Origin of the sequence: Oligosphaera ethanolica (genome assembly GCF_030814695.1) — a bacterium.
Lineage (GTDB): Bacteria > Verrucomicrobiota > Lentisphaeria > Oligosphaerales > Oligosphaeraceae > Oligosphaera > Oligosphaera ethanolica.
Window position 1 is genome coordinate 3,877,479 of the sequence record NZ_JAUSVL010000001.1, and the last position, 18,200, is coordinate 3,895,678.

Below are 18,200 nucleotides of genomic sequence, written 5' to 3' on the forward strand. Positions count from 1 at the left end.
GGCGCGAGTGAGTTATGCCATGGCTTGAATGCACACGGTTATAGCCTATGGCTGTGGGATGTCTTGGCGGAAGCAGTCATACCGGCAGCCTGTTCTTGGAGCTCTGATCGGTCTCTGACAAAAAGTGCCAGGCTGTGAGAGGGCCATGAGCGTGTATACGTGCAAAGCGTGGTAAAACGGAATAATGTTCTTTGTGAAGCTGGCAAAAGAGGCAAATTGAAACTTTCCGCAGACGGACGTCGCAGCTCGGCAAGCCGAGGCTCGACAACAAGGATACCTACCTATGGCCCCTGGCAATTTTCAGCAACTGGCAAATTTCATCTGGTCGGTAGCGGATTTACTGCGCGGACCCTATCGGCCGCCGCAGTACGAACGGGTTATGTTGCCGTTGACAGTGCTGCGCCGTTTTGATGCCGTTTTGGCTCCCACCAAGGAATTGGTTCTCAAGCGTTACGAGGTCTTGAAGGACAAGGACCCGCAGTTGGTAGATCGGGTTTTGAATGAACTCGCCAAGGATGATGATGGCCAGCCGCTTGGCTTTCACAATCACAGTCCGCTCGATTTTGGCAAGCTCAAGGGTGACCCGGATAATATCGGCCAGCATCTCGTCGGCTACATCAAAGGTTTTTCTGAGAATATCCAAAATATCTTCGAGCGCTTCGAGTTTGAGCAGGAAATCACCAAGCTTGAAGATGCCAACCGCCTCTATCAGGTGGTATCGCAGTTTGCCGAAATAGACCTTCATCCTCGGCAGGTTGACAACATCACCATGGGTTTGGTGTTCGAGGATCTGATCCGGCGCTTCAACGAGGCGGCCAATGAGACCGCTGGCGACCACTTCACGCCGCGCGAGGTGATTCGCCTGATGGTCAATCTGCTGCTGGAGCCTGATACTCAGGTGCTAACTCAGGCGGGCAAGGTCGTGACCATTTGCGATCCGGCCTGTGGCACTGGTGGTATGCTGGCCGAGAGTCAGAACTGGCTGCGCGCTCACAATGAGCAGGCTACGGTCAAGGTCTACGGCCAGGATTACAATCCGCGTTCCTACGCTGTCGCTGCCTCCGACCTGTTGATCAAGGGTCATAAGGACAGCCGCATCGAATACGGCAATACTCTCACCAACGACCAGTTCTCTGATATGCGTTTTGATTACCTGTTGGCGAATCCGCCATTCGGTGTGGATTGGAAAGCAGAACAGAAGGAGATTTTGCGCTGGCCCAATTTTCGTGGCTACAGCGGCAAGCTACCGCGGGTTAACGATGGCGCCTTGCTGTTCTTGATCCACATGATTGCCAAGTTTCAGCCGTGGCAGACTGGTGACCGCGACAAACCGGGGACGCGCGTGGCCATCGTTTTCAACGGCTCGCCGCTGTTTACTGGCGGTGCGGGCAGCGGTGAGAGTGACATTCGTCGTTGGCTCATTGAGCATGATTGGCTGGAGGCCATTGTTGCTTTGCCGGAGCAGATGTTTTACAACACTGGCATCGGCACCTTTGTCTGGGTGCTCAGCAACCGCAAGGAGGCACACCGCAAAGGCACAATTCAACTCATTGACGCGCGTGAACGCTGGACGCCAATGAAGCGCAGTCTTGGCAACAAGCGCCGCTGTCTGGATGAGAAGGCCATCAATGACGTGACTCGCGAGCATGGCGCCTTGTCTGTATCCCCAACCAGCAAGATTTTTGACAATGCCGACTTTGGCTACCGTCACGTCACCATTCTGCGCCCCTTGCGCCTCCAGTTCCAGATTACCCAGGAGGCCAAGGAACGCTATCTCGACAGTTGCCCAGAGCTGCTTGACGCCGTGTTGGCTATCGAGAAGGCGTTGGGCAATGATGCGCATCACGACTGGAATGCCGTGTGGGCGGTGGTGCAGAAGATCGTCAAGAGCCTGCCGGATGATCAGGGCTGGGCCAAGGGCGCCAAAGGCACGGCGCAGAAAAAGGCCTTCCGCGAAGCCTTTACCGAGGTCAATGCCAAGGCGGTACCGGTCGTTGCCAAAGAACACAAGAAAGTCGAACTGGATTTTGCTGCACTGTTCCCAGGTCAGGATTGGTCTGGCGCGACGTCACGAAGCCGCGACGAGATTGCAGCGTTGTTGGGATTGCACCCGGCAGGGAAGGGCAAGTGGGTCGAGTATGAAGCCGACGCGAACTTGAAGGACGCTGAGAATATTTCCCTCAAAGATGATGTCGTAAGCTACGTGCTACGCGAAGTGCGGCCTTACGTGAATGATGCCTGGATTGATCGCGACTCCCTTGATGAGCAGGACGGCGGCATCGGCAAGGTCGGCTACGAGATCAATTTCAATCGTGAATTCTTCCAGTACCAGCCGCCGCGGCCGCTGGCCGAGATCGATGCCGAGCTGGCAGCGGTGGAGAAGCGCATCATGGGCTTGCTGCGGGAGGTGACAGAGTGAGCATTGACCGGCCAGAAAATGATCTGCTTGGCATCTTGGCCGAGCTGCGAAAATTGCCCCGCGAAACTGAATGGGCCGAGTTCAAACATAACAATGCCCAACCAGACGAGATCGGAGAATACCTCTCTGCTTTGGCCAATTCCGCTGCCCTCACCGGCAAGGTACACGCTTGGCTTGTGTGGGGCGTGGATAACGACACTCACGAGGTCATCGGTACCACATTTATCCCGGCAACCACGAAAGAAGGCAACGAGGAGCTGGAAAGCTGGTTGCTGCGTTTGCTATCCCCAAAGATCAACTTTCACTTTTACCGTTTTCAGGCCGAAGACAAGCCAGTCGTCCTGCTAGAAATCAGCGCAGCTTTTCGTCATCCGGTGCAGTTCAAGGGGGCGGAGTATATCCGCGTCGGCTCTTATAAGAAAAAGCTCAAGGACTTCCCGGAAAAAGAGCGAGAGTTGTGGCGGGTTTTCGATCGCACCCCTTTTGAAAAGGAAGTTGCCGCTGAAAACATGGTTCCCGACGAGGTTCTTCGGCTGCTTGAATACTCCGCCTATTTTGACCTGCTCTCCCGTCCGCTACCCGAAGGCCGGGACGGCATTCTGTCGGCCCTATCGGCTGACGGCATGATCGCTCCGGGCAAGGGTGGCACATGGAATGTCACCAACCTCGGCGCCGTGCTGTTCGCAAAACGGCTGGCCGATTTTCGAACGCTCACCCGCAAGGCGGTACGGGTGGTTCTTTATCGAGGCGAAAGTCGAGTAGAAACCGTGCGTGAGCAGGAGGGCAGCAGGGGTTACGCCACGGGATTCGAAGGGCTGATCTCCTTCGTCACCAATTTGCTGCCCAGCAACGAGGTCATTGGTCAGGCGTTGCGCAGGCAGGTTCCCATGTTCCCTGAACTGGCCGTCCGTGAGTTGGTGGCCAACGCCATCATCCACCAGGATTTTCATATCACCGGCACCGGGCCCTTGATAGAAATCTTTGCGAACCGTATGGAGATTACTAGCCCTGGTTTGCCGCTGGTGCAGATCGACCGTTTTCTCGACAGTCCTCCACGCTCCCGCAACGAGGCGCTGGCCTCCTTCATGCGCCGCATCGGCGTTTGCGAGGAACGCGGCAGTGGCGTCGACAAGGTGGTCTTCGAAACCGAGTTTTTCCAGCTTCCCGCTCCTTTGTTTGAAACCACGGACGAACACACCCGCGTTGTTCTCTTCGCACACCGCGAGTATAAGGCCATGGACAAGGCCGATCGCGTGCGTGCATGCTATCTGCACGCCTGCTTGCGTTACGTGCAACGGGACTATATGACCAACACCTCCCTGCGTAAACGCTTCGGCATTGATGAAAAGAACAGTTCCATGGTCTCTCGCATCATCAAGGATACCGTCGAGGCCGGTCTGATCCGTTGTCATGACGAAACGGTCGGCAGCCGAGCCAGAAAGTACTTGCCTAGGTGGGCATGATGACGAAGCGACGTATGCTTGACCGTTGTATGACTGGGGATCGCTGGGTAGAGACAACTCGCGAGCTGAAGTTACGACATTTCAACGAGTTGTGTTGGTTTCTTTTGTTTGACCGTTGTTTGACTGGCGAAGCTCAAGCGGTGGAAAAGCGAATCATGGGGTTGTCGCTGGGACAGCCCTGGGCGGCAACAGTCGAGGATTCCTTGAGCGTGAAGAATGGTGGCCGCCGCCGGCCCCAGCGCGGCGTTGAGCCCAAACGGACCGCTGCCGACGAAATCGCGGAGCAGGACCATACCGACAAACAGCCCCAACGTAAGAAAGATATGCGATGAATCCAGGGATCATGATGGCTTCACAGGAAGGCACTAGGACAGGAAGAAGTGAAGACGTTGGCAGACGTCTGAAATACATTGCGCCGCTTCGAAATGAACGAACGGATGCAACCTCTGAGCAAGCCGACTACTTAGGGCTGGAAAACATTCAATCCTGGACCGGAAAGCTGTTGCCCATTGCAACCTCAGATACTTCCGAAGGTGATGATTCCACAACCGGAACGGCAAATGTTTACTATTCCGGTGATGTGCTATTCGGAAAACTGCGCCCTTATTTGGCGAAAGCGTTTCATGCCGACCAAGACGGTGTGTGCAGCACCGAACTTCTGGTGTTAAAACCACAACCGTATATGCATCCGCGTTTTCTGTTTTATTCACTGCTATCGCCTATTTTTGTGGGCCAAGTAGACGCCTCCGCATATGGTGCTAAGATGCCTCGTGCAAACTGGGAGTGCATCGGATCGATGAAACTTCCGACCCCTTCCTATGTAACCCAGCGTCTGATTGCGGACTATCTTGACCGTGAGACCTCGCGCATTGATGCTTTGGTGGCGGCGAAGGAAAAGATGCTGGCCTTGCTGGAAGAGAAGCGGGCCGCCCTGATCAGTCGCGCCGTTACCCGCGGCCTCGACCCGACCGTCCCCCGCAAGCCCTCCGGCATCGACTGGCTGGGGGAAATTCCTAGGCATTGGGAGACTAAGAAGCTTAAATATGTGGTATCTAAGATCGGAAGCGGTATTACGCCGAAAGGTGGTGCCGATTCTTATCAATCAGAAGGCATCCCTTTGTTCAGAAGCCAAAATGTACATTTTGATGGATTGCGTATGGACGACATCGTGTACGTTGATAGTGATACACATGAATCCATGAGCAACAGTAAGGTACTTGACGGTGATGTTCTGATAAACATTACTGGAGCATCAATCGGTCGCTGTTTTTACATAGAAAATTTACACGGCGCTGCCAATGTTAACCAGCATGTTTGTATCGTCAGACCTGAGCCAATGATTGAAACCAAGTTTCTCTATTTCACACTTCGCTCTGACGTGGGACAGCGCCAAATCGACCTTTCCCAATCAGGTAGCGGACGGGAAGGTCTTAACTTTGAGGCACTTGGCAACTTTAGCATTGTGGTGCCGCCACTCAGCGAACAGAAGACAATCATTCGATACCTAGAAAAGACAGGTAACCAAAGTAATGAAATGTTGCGCGAGATGCAGCAGTCCATTGCCCTTCTGCGGGAGCGTCGTTCTGCCTTGATCACTGCTGCGGTGACGGGCGAGATACCAGTGGAGGAGATGCGTCCGTGAATAGCCTCATATTGAAAATCTTCTTCGCGCTTTTGCGTCTTTGCGTGTTCAACCACAATGCGGAGATGCGTGTATGACCGACCAGCTCATCAATCATCTCGACATTCTGCTCGAACTTAACTGGGCTGAAAGCGACGACCTGGAATTCAAGTCGGCGAAAGGTGGTTTGCCGAAGAGCCTGTGGGAGACGTACAGCGCGATGGCTAATGGTCATGGCGGGGTGATCCTACTCGGTGTGGAGGATGATGGCTTGGTTAGTGGCGTCAGAGAACCACGTAAGCTCAGGAAGGCGTTTTGGGATAACGTTAATAATCGCGGCAAAGTGAGCATTAACTTGTGTTGCGATGCAGATGTTGTGGAGGTGAAACATCCCAACGGGCTGCTGCTCGCTATCCGGGTGCCGCAGGCGACGCGCTATCAGCGCCCGGTTTTTATTGGCTTGAATCCGCTCACGGGCACCTATCGCCGTAATTTTGAGGGGGATTACCGGTGCACGGAGCAGGAGGTAAGCAGCATGCTCTCGGATCGGGCTGAGGAGGCGGCGGACAGTAGGATACTGGACGGCTATGGCCTGGCGGATTTGGATTTACCAAGCTTGCACCAGTATCGCCAACGTTTTGCCTCTCTCAAGCCGACCCATCCTTGGTTGAGTGAGGACGACAAGGGATTGTTGATCAAGTTGGGCGGTTGGCGGCGTGATCGAAAGAGCGGTAACGAAGGCCTGACTGTGGCCGGACTACTGATGTTTGGCTGTGACGAGTCTCTTCGCGAGGCTATGCCCAGCTACCATGTGGATTACCGGGAACGGCTCTCCAATAGCCCCGCTGAGCGTTGGAGCGACCGTCTCACCGCCGATGGAACTTGGCAGCCGAATCTGTTCCAATTCTATTTGCGAGTGGCACAGCGCCTGTTATCCGAGCTGAAGCTGCCCTTTCAACTTGATGGCGACTTGTTCCGCAGAGGCGAGACAGAGGTCCACGAGGCGATTCGCGAGGCGCTGGTGAATGCTTTGATTCATGCAGATTACATCGGTCAGGGCGGTATCGTGGTCGAGAAATTACACGATGCGTTTGAGTTCTCCAATCCTGGCACTTTGTTGATTTCCTTCGAACAGCTCCTGCGCGGCAATGTCAGTGAATGCCGCAACAAGGCGCTGCAAACCATGTTCATGATGATCGGGGTGGCGGAGAAAGCTGGTTCTGGGGTCGATAAGATTCACAAGGGGTGGGCCTCGCAGCATTGGCGTTTGCCGATGATTCGGGAGCAAGTGCAGCCCAATCGGGTTACCTGGCGTCTGCCCATGGTGAGCCTGATTCCCGAGGAGTCGTTGGCCAGACTGGAAGAGACTTTTGGTCGAAAATTATCAGAGTTTAGCAAGCACGAGGTTCAGGCACTAGTTACCGCAGAAGTCGAGGGCAGCGTCGACAATGCCCGCATGCGCCAGATATGCTCATTGCACCCAGTGGAGGTCACTCGTCTTCTTCAGGGGCTGGTGGCCAAGGGGGCCTTGCATCAGGAAGGACAGGCGCGGTGGAGCCGTTACCGACTCTCCGCTTTTCCTGGCTCCGAACACAAGGGCGGTGGGTCCGAACACAAGGGCGGTGGGTCCGAACACAAGGGCGATGGGTCCGAACACAAGGGCGGTGGGTCCGAACACAAGGGCGGTGGGTCCGAACACAAGGGCGATGGGTCCGAACACAAGGGCGATGGGTCCGAACACAAGGCCGGTGGCTTCGAACACAAGGGCGGTGGGGCCAATGCTAGCCGTACTCTGTGGGATATTGCCGCATCCGCACGACAGCATAAGCGCCTACAACCCGATGCTATGGAACGGATTATCCTAGAGCTTTGCCGGGGGCGCTGGTTGACCCGCAACGAACTGGCAGAGCTCTTGAATCGTCATCCGGATGGTCTGCGCCAGCGTTTTTTGAACCCAATGGTGGGGCATGGCATACTTCGGCTGCGTTATCCCGACAAGCCAAATCGTGCGGATCAGGCCTACAGTGTTGGTGATAGGACAGAGAGCGAAACTGAATAAGCACAGGTCATCATGATGAACTCCACTTCTGAAGCCGCCTTCGAAACTGCCATTGAGGCGGTGTTGTTGAATGATGGATATGAGAAGCTGGCCTCGGGAGCTTTTGACCCTGAGCGGGCGATTTTCCCTGACGAGGCGCTGCGTTTCATCCGCGAGACTCAGGGTAAGACGTGGGATAAGCTGGAGGCGTTGCATGGTGTGGAGACCGGCGAGCGGATTGTGCAGGCGCTCTGCAAATGGCTGGACACCCATGGCGTGTTGACGACGTTGCGTCATGGCTTCAAGTGCTTTGGCAAGACGCTGCGCATCGCCTTTTTTCGCCCGGCCCATGGACTCAATCCGGAGCTGGAGGCGTGTTACCGCGCCAATCGGCTGGGGATTACCCGGCAGCTTTTTTTCAGTAGCAAGAACAAGAAATCGCTGGATGTGGTCTTGAGTGTCAACGGCATCCCGGTGGTGACCTTGGAGCTGAAGAATCCCCTTAGCGGCCAGACGGCGGCCAATGCCATTCATCAATACCGCTATGACCGCGACCAGCGCGAGCCGATCTTTTTATTTACCAAGCGCAGTCTGGTGCATTTTGCCGTGGACACCGACGAGGCGCACATGACGACGCGTCTGGCTGGAACCAGTACCCATTTTCTGCCCTTCAACCAAGGCTGGGACGGCGGCGCGGGCAACCCGCCAGACAAGCACGGCCGCAACTATAAAACCGCCTATCTGTGGGAAGAGGTGCTGCAGCGGGACAGCCTGCTTGACCTCTTGGCGCGGTTTCTCCACCTCCATATTGAGGAGAAGGTCACCGAAGATGGCCAGAAGATTCGCAAGGAAACGATGATATTCCCGCGTTATCATCAGTTGCAGGCGGTGCGGCAGATGGTTGCTGCCGCAGGCAGTGAGGGAGCCGGGCATAACTACCTGGTGGAACACTCGGCGGGTAGTGGCAAGAGCAATACCATCGGCTGGCTGGCGCATCGTCTTTCCTCTCTGCACAACGAGCTGGACGAGCGCATCTTTGACAGCGTGGTCGTGATCACCGACCGGGTGGTGCTCGATCGCCAGTTGCAGGACACCATTTATCAGTTTGATCACCGCCAGGGCGTGGTGCAGAAGATCGACGAGGATTCGCGGCAACTGGCCGAGGCACTGGAATCAGCGGTGCCGATCATCATCACTACTTTGCAGAAATTCCCCTTTGTCTCGGGGCAGTTGCTGAAACTGGCCGAGGAGCGCGGTGGTGGCAACAGTCATCTGCCACAACGTAATTATGCAGTGATTATCGACGAAGCGCACAGCTCTCAGTCGGGGGAGACCGCCACGGAGCTGAAGGGCGTTCTGGGTGGCGCGGAATTGGTCCGCAAGGCGCGGGAAGCGGCACAGGAGGACGGCGAAGTGGAGTTGGAACGCCTCTTTCGCGCCATGGCCAAGCGCGGCCGCCAGCCCAACATGAGCTTTTTTGCTTTTACTGCCACGCCCAAGCACAAGACCCTGGCGATATTTGGCCGGGGCGGCGAGCCTTTCCACCGCTACACCATGCGCCAGGCCATTGAGGAGGGTTTCATTGAGGACGTGCTGAAACATTACCTCAGCTACAAGACCTACTACAAGCTGCTCAAGAAGGCTGATGACGACCCCAACGTCGAGCGCAAGCAGGCGGCCCGGGCGCTGGCGCGTTTCATGCGGCTGCACCCGCACAATATCGGCCAAAAAACCGAGGTGATGGTCGAGCATTTTCAGCAGCACACCCGTCACAAGATTGGCGGTCAGGCCAAGGCAATGGTGGTTACCGGCTCGCGCTTGGAGGCGGTGCGCTACAAGCTGGAATTCGACCGCTATATCCACGAAAAGGGTTACCCCATCAAGAGCCTGGTGGCCTTCTCCGGTACGGTGGCAGATGACAAAATGCCGGATAAGAACTACACTGAAGTCGAGATGAATAATGGCTTGAAGGAAAAGGACCTGCCCGAGACCTTTGCCAAGTCCGATTATCGGGTTTTGCTGGTTGCCGAGAAGTACCAGACCGGTTTCGATCAGCCCCTGCTGCACACCATGTACGTGGACAAGCGCCTGGCCGGAATACAGGCGGTGCAGACCCTATCGCGCTTGAACCGTACGCATCCGCTGAAGGACGACACTTTCGTGCTCGATTTTGTCAATGACCCGGACGAAATTCAGGAGGCGTTTCGCCAGTATTACGACGGATCAATCATGGGCGAGGAGGTCGATCCGGATCGCTTGTACGAAGTCAAAGCCGAACTGGACGGGGCGGGTATCTACCAGCAAGATGAGGTGGACGCCTTTGCGCACATCTTTTTTGCGCCCAAGCGTCGCCAAAGTCCAGCCGATCATAAGACCATGAACGCGCTACTTGATCTGGCGGTGGCTCGCTTTGTGGGGCTGCAAAACCGCGAAGAGGAAGCCGCCGAGCTATGGCGCGGCAAGGTCCAGGCGTTTAGGAACCTCTACAGCTTTTTGAGTCAGGTTATTCCCTACCAGGACAGCGATCTGGAGAAGCTTTTCACCTATTTGCGCCATCTGGCTTTGAAACTACCCAGGCACAAGGCTGGTCCTGGGTACCAGTTCGATGAGGACGTGGAGCTTGGCTACTACCGCTTGCAGAAGATCAGCGAGGGATCAATCACCTTGGCAGAGGGTCATGCCAAACCGCTTGATGGACCGCGCGAGGTTGGCACTGGCATGGTGCGCGAAAACGCCATCGCTCTGTCGCGCCTGATTGACATCATCAATGAACGCTTTGGCAGTGACCTCACCGAAGCGGATCAGTTGTTCTTTGATCAGATTGCCGAGGCTGCGAGCCAAAACGAATCCTTGCGCAAGGCCGCTGCGGTCAATTCTCTTGCTAAATTCCAGTTGGTCTTCCGGCAGGTACTGGAATCGTTGTTCATCGAACGGATGGAACTCAACGAGGAGCTATTCACCGACTTCATCAGCAAACCGGAGCTGCAGAATGTGGTGTCAAAATGGCTGGGTGGGCAGGTGTATGACCGACTCGGTGGCTTCAACGCCGGAACGGCCTCACCGATGACCTGATGCGACGGGGGGACGGCTTGAATAACAGGTGCGACTGGCCCAGGACCGCGAGGCGGGACGCGGTGATGAGATAAAAGCTCTTCATATAAGAAGCACCTCGATCTGGCAGGGATTCGAGAACCCATACAAGCAAGTGGGTTCCATTGCCTCTTTGGCCCCAGTCAGCTTCGCCGACTGGAGCCAAAGAGGCCGAGGAACACGAGCAAAAATGGCGCCTTACCCAGGGCGGCGCGCGCTTTCAGCGCTGCTTGCCCTGGGCTGGTATGTTTCGCGCTTTCAGCGCTTCTGCCGCTTCGCGGCAATTTTCTTTTTTAGCCGACGGATTGGCCGGAGCGGCGTGACGTTTTGTGGGTGTGGTGCACTGCGGGCACCTCACCTTGGATTATGCATGGTACGGCCAACCGGGCCGAATCTGGCGGATCGGCTGTCGTTTATCGCGGACGGATCGGACGGATCGGACGGATCAGACGGATCGGATTGATGATCGGTCGGATCGGTCTGATTTTCTGTTGTTTATCGCGGTCGGATCGGACGGATCGGACGGATCCGATTGCTGATCGGTCTGTCTTTGATTGCGGAAGGAACGTCGTTACATCTTGCTCAGTAGGCTGATTTTGAGTTCGGCGTCATCGTTTCGGGTGAGTCTGACGATCCACGAGACACGGATGGGTAGGCCGCCCTTTGTTGAAGACGAGACGATGACGGTGACCCGTTCGTAAGTGCTGCCGTAGTCGAGGATTTCCCAGTTTTGGACGCTGAACAAGGTCTCACTCAACGATGGGTATAACCAGTAGTGGGAGGTTTCTCTGCCGATTCTCATATCGCCGAGCCAATTGTTGATGAGGTTGTCGACTTCCTTTTCGCGTTCGGTTTTGGACATGGCGGCGATTCGTGCGCGCTGTTCTTGCGCACGCTTCAGTCTTTCGAGAAGGGCGCGTTGTTTTTCCTGCAGCTGTCTGACCACGTACTTGGCGTTATTGAGGTTGTTGGCTAGTGGGCAGGAGGCGATGGCGTTTTCGAGGGTGGTGATGGCGTTCTGCGGCGGGGTGTCGTCGGAAACGCTGTTGAGGGCGATATTGACGACGTCGGTTTGTCGGGCGACTTCGCGGCCGGTAATGCCTTGGCGCGTTTTGGTGATAGTCGCAAGCGCGTCGTCGTAGCCCTGGGCCATTTTTTCCAGTTGGTCGAATTGGCTCATCAGTTCCTGGTATTCGGTGTAGGTCGTTGGGTAGTGTTTGGCGGTTTGGCGGACGAGATCGAGGATTTGTTTTTCGCCGGTGGCCCGGAGGAAGTCGGCGACGGCTTGGTGTCCGCGGCTGGAGGCGATGCTCAAGGCGGTTTGTTGCTCGTTGTTCATTGCCAGCAGATTGATACCCTTTTCCAGCAGAGTTTGTGCTAGGTAGAGGTTTCCGGCCCCTGCGGCCAGCATCAGCAGGTTATTGCCGGCATCGTCTTGGCCAGTGAATGGGCAGCCGGCGTCCAACAGATGCATAGCGCTTTCATGATTGCCATGGGTTAGGGCGCCATAGAGTGGCGAGGCGGTGAAGGTTGGGCTAGCCAGTTCGATGTGTTGTTTCAGGAGATAGTCAAGCATATCGACGCTACTTTGGGAGGCCGTCGCAGCATAAAACAGGACATTGCGGCCATTGTGATCACGGCGGGGGCGATTGTTGTCGGTGAGTGATTGTGTTAAGCGCTGGATGTCTCCGGCCTGGGCGCAGAGCATGGGGATGGTCACTCCGGCTGCGTTGGCGTCGTCCAAGTTGATCGCAGAAGGGGGAAAGAGCGAAATCAGTTCACGGTTGCCACGTTGCATAGCGAGGAACACGGGCGTCTCGCCGGCCTGGTTACGTGCGTTTGGGCTTGCCCCCTGGGCGAGTAGATAGCGTGCAAGAATGCTGTTTTCAGCGGTGATTGCGATGGCGAGAGGCGTATTGCCGTCCTGGTCCTTGATGTCGATGTCGCCTTTTCGTAACAGCAACTTGGCGCAGTTGTCGTGCTTATTGGCGATGGCCCGGAAAACCGCTTTTTGTTTATGTGGCGGTTCATTCAGGCTTTGGGCGTGATTGACTAAAAGCTCAATGATGTCCTCGTAGCCGGCTTCAGCGGCGACGCCGACGCATGAGTCGGCATCGCCATCTCGGGCGTTGACATCGGCGTTCTTGCTGAGCAGGAACCTGGTCATATCGGCGTCATTGGCCTTGACGGCGTGGAATAGTGCGCTTTGGCCATGGCTATCAAGCTGGTCGATATTTGCGCCGGCCTTGAGGATGATATTGACCAGATCGTATTTCTGGCTGCGCACGGCATGAATCAGCAGCGTGAGGCCCTGGCTGTCTACGGCACTGGCATCTATTTTTCGCAGTATTTTGGCCAGACTGACGTCGTCGTTGTTGCTGATGTGATTGAGCGCTTCAGCGAAGAGGGCTTGCTGAACCGCAGGTTGACTGTCGCCGGCAGGGGACGATGCCGGGCCGGATGCCAGGAACCCTATTGCCAGCAGAAGAATGATAACGCCCAGTGCACCAAGGCTATAGGCGATGGGAAAGCGCTGTTTCTTACTCGTAGTTGCCGTCGCTGCTGTCGTTGTGGTTTCCGGTGGCTGCGGCTGACGGACAGCGAGACCGGCATTCAGGCCTGTTTGATGAATAGCGGCTTCGGGCGAGTGTTCGGGCGTAGACGGTGCGGGGGGTGACTGTGGCGCGGTGATGATGAATTTGTCGCCGCACTCCAGGCAGGCAAATTGCGTTCCCGCCTGGTTTTCCAGGAAGGTGTAGCTTTGGCCGCAGTTTGGGCGGGTGCAATTCCCAAAAGTGGGTCATTGCGCGATGGGGCAAACATTACCCCCCCCCCCCCATTTTTTTTGCAAGTACTCGACTTGCTTTTTTTTGTTGTCGTTGTATGGTATGCTAAACCGCATATATACAAGGAGTTACGACGATGGCGATGGAAAAGCAACGCGATTTGGCAAAGGAACTGGTGAAGCTGTGTGGTCTGGTGCGCGGATCGATTGTCCATGCGACGCGCAAGTGCGGGCGCGCGCAATGCGAATGCGCGAAAGGCAAGCAGCATCCGTTCTGCTACCTGTCGCGGTCTTCAGCTGGTTCGAAAAACAAGATCCAGTATGTGAAGCCGTCCGAGGAAAAAGCGTTTGAGCGTGCCGTGGCCATGTATGAGCGCGCATGGGCAATCATCGAGGAACTGACTGAACTCAACATCAAGGAGATCAAGGAAAATGGGAATGACGGACGAAGAACTGAACGCCCTGGTGGAAAAAAAGCTTCTCGAACGCAAAGCCGAGATCGTCCAGGCGCTGAAAACATTCAACCGGAGTCCGTCGGCGAAGACCTTCAAGGAAGCGGAAAACACACCGGATCGCCTGTTGGGACAGGCGATGGACGACATCGTGGCGGAGGTGCTGCAAAAGACGGTGGGAGACGTCCGAATAGAAAGGCCCGCTAAAAAAAACTCCGGTACCACGGGCAAAGGCTGACCAGCATTCAGCTCAAGCATGGGAAGTATACCTCGATTACCGGGGCCTACTATCTGCCCGTAAAAGAGAAGCGTCGCGGGCGCAAGCGCGGCACGGGTAGACGCGGCGTGGCGGGCACAGGCAGGTTTCCCGCTTTGCTTTTGTTAGGCGTCCTTGCCGGCGCTTCGCCTGCTTTGTGCGAGGATGTCACGCTGGAAGGGCTGCGAGACTCCTACGAAGAGGCGTCCAATGCGTTGCGCTTACGGGGCCGGGACATTTCGGCCAAGCGCGTCGGCACGATCAGCCGGGCTGTCGGTCATGCTTCCCTGAAAGCGAGGGAACGACGGCTCGCTTGTCTTCGTGTGAGCAACGAGGCCGATGGAAAAAGACTCGCGGTCGCCATGGACGGGGGGCGCGTCCTCATACGAACGAACAAGCGCGGGCGCAAGACCGCCAAGGGCTATCATACCTATGTCGCCGACTGGCGTGAACCGAAGCTGTTCATCATCTACGAACTGGACGCCGGGGGCCGGAAAATGCGCAAGGGACTTGAACGCTGCGACGGCACCATCGGCGGCCCGGAGGACATCACTCGGCTGCTGGTAGCGGAGCTCAGGGCGATGGGCGCGCAGAACGCGAAATCAATCACGTTCCTGGGCGACGGCGCAAAATGGATATGGAACAGGATTGACCAGATTATCGAAGAAGTCGGCATCGACAGAGCGCGCGTGTCAACCTGCCTTGACTACTACCACGCGGTCGAGCATCTTGCACGCGTCGCGGAGGCTAAGACGTTTGCAAGCCTGATCGAGAAGCGCGCGTGGCTCGACAACATGAAAAAACTGCTCAAGAAGGCTCCTCCCGCAGTGTTCCTGGCTGAACTGGCGAAATCACGGCGGCGTGGCAATGCGGTCATCAGGCGGGAATATGCGTATTTCAAGACCAACATGTCGGCTGAAGTGGACCCCAAGTCAAGGACAAAAACGAACGAATTATCAGTGGGCTCATGGATTCACGCAGGCATTTGGCTGCGAAGCCGCAGGCCGCATCTCCGCAGGAGAGCGGCTGAGCAGCCCTAAATTGAAGTCCGCCCCGCAGGGGGCGGAAGTGTGCCATTCGTCCGGCGTCTGGTAGCCGAGGGCCTCGTGCAGGCGGCGTTGGTTGTAAAAGTCTATGTAGTTGGCCAAACTGGCTTTCATGCTGAAAACATCCTTGAACGAGTGCAGGTACAGCCACTCGTACTTGAGGCTGCGCCAGAACCGCTCAATGAAGATGTTGTCGAAGGCCCGCCCCCGGCCATCCATGCTGATGGCGACATCGCGCGCCTTCAGGGCGGCAATGAAGGCATCCGAGGTGAACTGACTGCCCTGATCGGTGTTGAAGATATCCGGCTTCCCGTGCTCCCTGAAAGCATCCTCCAAAGCGGCCACGCAGAAGTCGGCATTCATTGTGTTCGAGCAACGGTAGGCGAGCACCTTGCGGCTGTACCAGTCGATGATGGCAACCATATACATGGTGCCGGGCGCGTGTGGGAGGTAGGTGATGTCAGTGCTCCAGACCTGGTTCGGACGCGTCACGACGAGGTTTTTGAGCAGGTAGGGGTAGACTTGGTGTTCCGGGTGGGGCTTGCTGGTCATGATTCCGGGAGCAATGCCCATGATGCCCATGATGCGCATCAGGCGCTGAACATGCTTGCGATTGACCACATAGCCTTCGCGCTGGAGCTGAGCCGTGATCCGTCTGCTGCCGTAAAAAGGCGTCTTCGTATAGATACGGTCAATCTCGAATACCAACGTCTCGTCCGCGGCGGAAAGCATGGTTGAGGCTTTGATGCGCTGCTCGTAAAAGCTGGAACGGGGTACGCCAAGCAACTCGCATTTGCGTGTCAGAGGCAGCTGCGGTTCGGACTGCTCCCCCTTCATAAGCTCACCTCGTTCTCGGACAGCCCCAACTGCATCGACTTTTTTTTTAACCAGGACAGTTCAACGCGAAGACGACCAACTTCCTCATAAACAGCGGCTTCGCTGATTTTGGACTCTTTGTCCAGGCGGCGGCGCTGAGCGTCACTGATGAAGGCGTCGGCTGAGGACGCGCGCAACTGCTCTTTCCATTGACTGATCTGGTTCACATGCACGCCAAAGGTACTGGCAAGCTCCACCAGCGTCTTGTCCTCTTTGAGGGCGGCAATAGCGACTTTGGCTTTGAATTCAGGCGTAAAACTGCGCTTCTTCTTGTTCATCCGGGAGACCTCCTTGGGTTGGGCTGAGGATAATGTCTTTCACACTTATCGCCTTGTCCAATTTTCGGGGTCCACTATAGGCAATCGACTATGCCAAGCTCAGCAGAGAGAAGCAGCCGATTGGCTCAGGAGCGATTGAAAGCGCCGTGCGCAGAATCGTGAACCTGAGAATCAAAGGTGCGGGCATGTTCTGGAAGCAGGAGAACGCGGAAGCGGCACTCCACCTGAGGTGTCAGCTTAAAACCAACAACTGGAGCATGTTCTACGCCGATTTACTCAATGGCCTGGCTGCATAGGCGTTACCCACTTTTGGGAATTGCACCCAAGCGCATTGCGGTGTCAGGCATGTCGCCCACAAAATGCCATGACTACTCAAGGCGAAAACGGGCAAGGAAACTGTTGATCGGTCGTCCCCCTCCCGGAGTGCGCCTTCGCACGGGCATAAAATGTCGTCGATTGCAGCGAAGTCAAACAAAAAGGTCATGACTAACCCGCGAAGCGGTAATCGGTCAGTAACCATCCCGGTGGGGAAAACACCGGGGACAATTTGCAGGTTACATGCTCCTTGGGTAGGCGGCGGCGTATGTAGTTCAGGCTTTAGCCTGCTCCCCATTCCCCGGTTATCCGGTTATGTAACATAGGAGTGATTGATAATGTAGGCACGACACGCCTCGTTCTGGCATCGTTGGAAGCGACTAGCCTTGCCAATGTGGCGCCCTCCGGGCGCAATTCCAAGTTGCTGTCATACCCCGGGTTGCGGCGCCCTCCGGGCGCCTCACCCGGGGTTATGCATGGTACGGCCCTCCGGGCCGAACTTGGCCGACCTGACGACGTGATTTGTCCGAGGTTATCCGGTCATGTAACATAGGAGTGATGGATAATAGCCGGTACTGCGGCCTTTTGTTTTCAGCGCCGAAGGTGCGCCCTAAGATAGCCCAGGGCAAGCGCCCGCAGGGCGCGTCGCCCTGGGTAAGGTGCCCCATCCCAAGAGAGCCCTGAAGGGGCGGCCTAAAAGACCTGCGACGAAGGGTCACAGCGCAAAATTGCCGCAGCAATTAATGAGTTCCATTGCCTCTTTGGCTCCAGTCAGCTTCGCCGACTGAAGCCAAAGAGGCTGAGGAACACGGACCAATATGGCGCGCTACCCAGGGCGGCGCGCGCCTTCGGCGCCGCTTGCCCTGGGCTATCTTTGGCCGCGCTTTCAGCGCTTCTGCCGCTTCGCGGCGGAAATGCACGACGAGAAAAGGCTGCTTGGTTGAAACAACAAGTGCCATGGATACCGTTAAATGCAGAGCATCGGTTTCATAGGAGTAACCATCCCGGTGGGGAAAACACCGGGGACAATTTGCAGGTTACATGCTCCTTGGGTAGGCGGCGGCGTATGTAGTTCAGGCTTTAGCCTGCTCCCCATTCCCCGGTTATCCGGTTATGTAACATAGGAGTGATTGATAATGTAGGCACGACACGCCTCGTTCTGGCATCGTTGGAAGCGACTAGCCTTGCCAATGTGGCGCCCTCCGGGCGCAATTCCAAGTTGCTGTCATACCCCGGGTTGCGGCGCCCTCCGGGCGCCTCACCCGGGGTTATGCATGGTACGGCCCTCCGGGCCGAACTTGGCCGACCTGACGACGTGATTTGTCCGAGGTTATCCGGTCATGTAACATAGGAGTGATTGATAATGTAGGCACGACACGCCTCGTTCTGGCATCGTTGGAAGCGACTAGCCTTGCCAATGTGGCGCCCTCCGGGCGCAATTCCAAGTTGCTGTCATACCCCGGGTTGCGGCGCCCTCCGGGCGCCTCACCCGGGGTTATGCATGGTACGGCCCTCCGGGCCGAACTTGGCCGACCTGACGACGTGATTTGTCCGAGGTTAT

The 18,200-nt window shown here is 56.2% G+C and carries 13 protein-coding genes; 10 read left to right on the forward strand and 3 right to left on the reverse strand.

The genetic code is table 11. The features are described 5' to 3' along the window. Positions 1 to 283 precede the first annotated feature (283 nt). The 6 genes from J3R75_RS13460 (at position 284) to J3R75_RS13485 (ending at position 10,613) form a co-directional block, all read left to right on the forward strand. Positions 284 to 2,419, forward strand: coding sequence for a type I restriction-modification system subunit M (locus J3R75_RS13460; RefSeq protein WP_307262370.1), 2,136 nt, complete (start codon positions 284 to 286; stop codon positions 2,417 to 2,419). Further along, on the forward strand, positions 2,416 to 3,882 hold the full coding sequence (locus J3R75_RS13465) for an ATP-binding protein (protein WP_307262373.1): 1,467 nt from the start codon (positions 2,416 to 2,418) through the stop codon (positions 3,880 to 3,882). The genes J3R75_RS13460 and J3R75_RS13465 overlap by 4 nt, the downstream gene beginning before the upstream one ends. Positions 3,883 to 3,896: 14 nt before the next feature. Beyond that, the gene (locus J3R75_RS13470; RefSeq protein ID WP_307262375.1) at positions 3,897 to 4,214 is read left to right on the forward strand and encodes a hypothetical protein; all 318 of its coding nucleotides are present in this window, start codon (positions 3,897 to 3,899) and stop codon (positions 4,212 to 4,214) included. Next, a complete protein-coding gene (locus J3R75_RS13475; protein WP_307262377.1) occupies positions 4,211 to 5,524 on the forward strand; it encodes a restriction endonuclease subunit S in 1,314 nt (437 codons plus the stop codon). The genes J3R75_RS13470 and J3R75_RS13475 overlap by 4 nt, the downstream gene beginning before the upstream one ends. A gap of 73 nt (positions 5,525 to 5,597) precedes the next feature. Further along, on the forward strand, positions 5,598 to 7,562 hold the full coding sequence (locus J3R75_RS13480) for an RNA/DNA-binding domain-containing protein (RefSeq protein ID WP_307262380.1): 1,965 nt from the start codon (positions 5,598 to 5,600) through the stop codon (positions 7,560 to 7,562). 15 nt (positions 7,563 to 7,577) lie between these two features. Beyond that, positions 7,578 to 10,613 carry a type I restriction endonuclease subunit R gene (locus tag J3R75_RS13485; RefSeq protein WP_370882404.1) on the forward strand — a complete coding sequence of 1,012 codons (3,036 nt, stop codon included), beginning with the start codon at positions 7,578 to 7,580 and terminating at the stop codon, positions 10,611 to 10,613. Between the two features lie 589 nt (positions 10,614 to 11,202). Here J3R75_RS13485 and J3R75_RS13490 read toward each other — a convergent pair. After that, positions 11,203 to 13,014 (reverse strand): ankyrin repeat domain-containing protein, encoded by a 1,812-nt coding sequence (locus J3R75_RS13490; RefSeq protein WP_307265535.1) that lies wholly within the window; start codon positions 13,012 to 13,014, stop codon positions 11,203 to 11,205. Here J3R75_RS13490 and J3R75_RS13495 point away from each other — a divergent pair. The 3 genes from J3R75_RS13495 to J3R75_RS13505 all read left to right on the forward strand — a co-directional run bounded on the left by J3R75_RS13495 (position 12,922) and on the right by J3R75_RS13505 (position 15,164). Further along, a complete protein-coding gene (locus tag J3R75_RS13495) occupies positions 12,922 to 13,308 on the forward strand; it encodes a hypothetical protein (protein ID WP_307262386.1) in 387 nt (128 codons plus the stop codon). The genes J3R75_RS13490 and J3R75_RS13495 overlap by 93 nt on opposite strands. A 245-nt stretch (positions 13,309 to 13,553) precedes the next feature. Next, entirely contained in the window at positions 13,554 to 14,075 is a 522-nt protein-coding gene (locus tag J3R75_RS13500) for a DUF6788 family protein (RefSeq protein WP_307262389.1), read from the forward strand. A 138-nt stretch (positions 14,076 to 14,213) separates the two neighbouring features. Continuing rightward, a complete protein-coding gene (locus J3R75_RS13505) occupies positions 14,214 to 15,164 on the forward strand; it encodes a hypothetical protein (RefSeq protein ID WP_307262394.1) in 951 nt (316 codons plus the stop codon). Here the strand turns inward: J3R75_RS13505 and J3R75_RS13510 are convergent. After that, positions 15,090 to 16,007 carry an IS3 family transposase gene (locus J3R75_RS13510; protein ID WP_307262397.1) on the reverse strand — a complete coding sequence of 306 codons (918 nt, stop codon included), beginning with the start codon at positions 16,005 to 16,007 and terminating at the stop codon, positions 15,090 to 15,092. The two genes, J3R75_RS13505 and J3R75_RS13510, sit on opposite strands and share 75 nt — an antisense overlap. Beyond that, positions 16,004 to 16,324, reverse strand: coding sequence for a transposase (locus tag J3R75_RS13515; RefSeq protein WP_307262399.1), 321 nt, complete (start codon positions 16,322 to 16,324; stop codon positions 16,004 to 16,006). Before J3R75_RS13515 ends, J3R75_RS13510 begins: the two co-directional genes overlap by 4 nt. A gap of 1,133 nt (positions 16,325 to 17,457) precedes the next feature. Here J3R75_RS13515 and J3R75_RS13525 point away from each other — a divergent pair. Continuing rightward, positions 17,458 to 17,583, forward strand: coding sequence for a hypothetical protein (locus J3R75_RS13525; RefSeq protein ID WP_307262402.1), 126 nt, complete (start codon positions 17,458 to 17,460; stop codon positions 17,581 to 17,583). Positions 17,584 to 18,200: the final 617 nt, after the last annotated feature.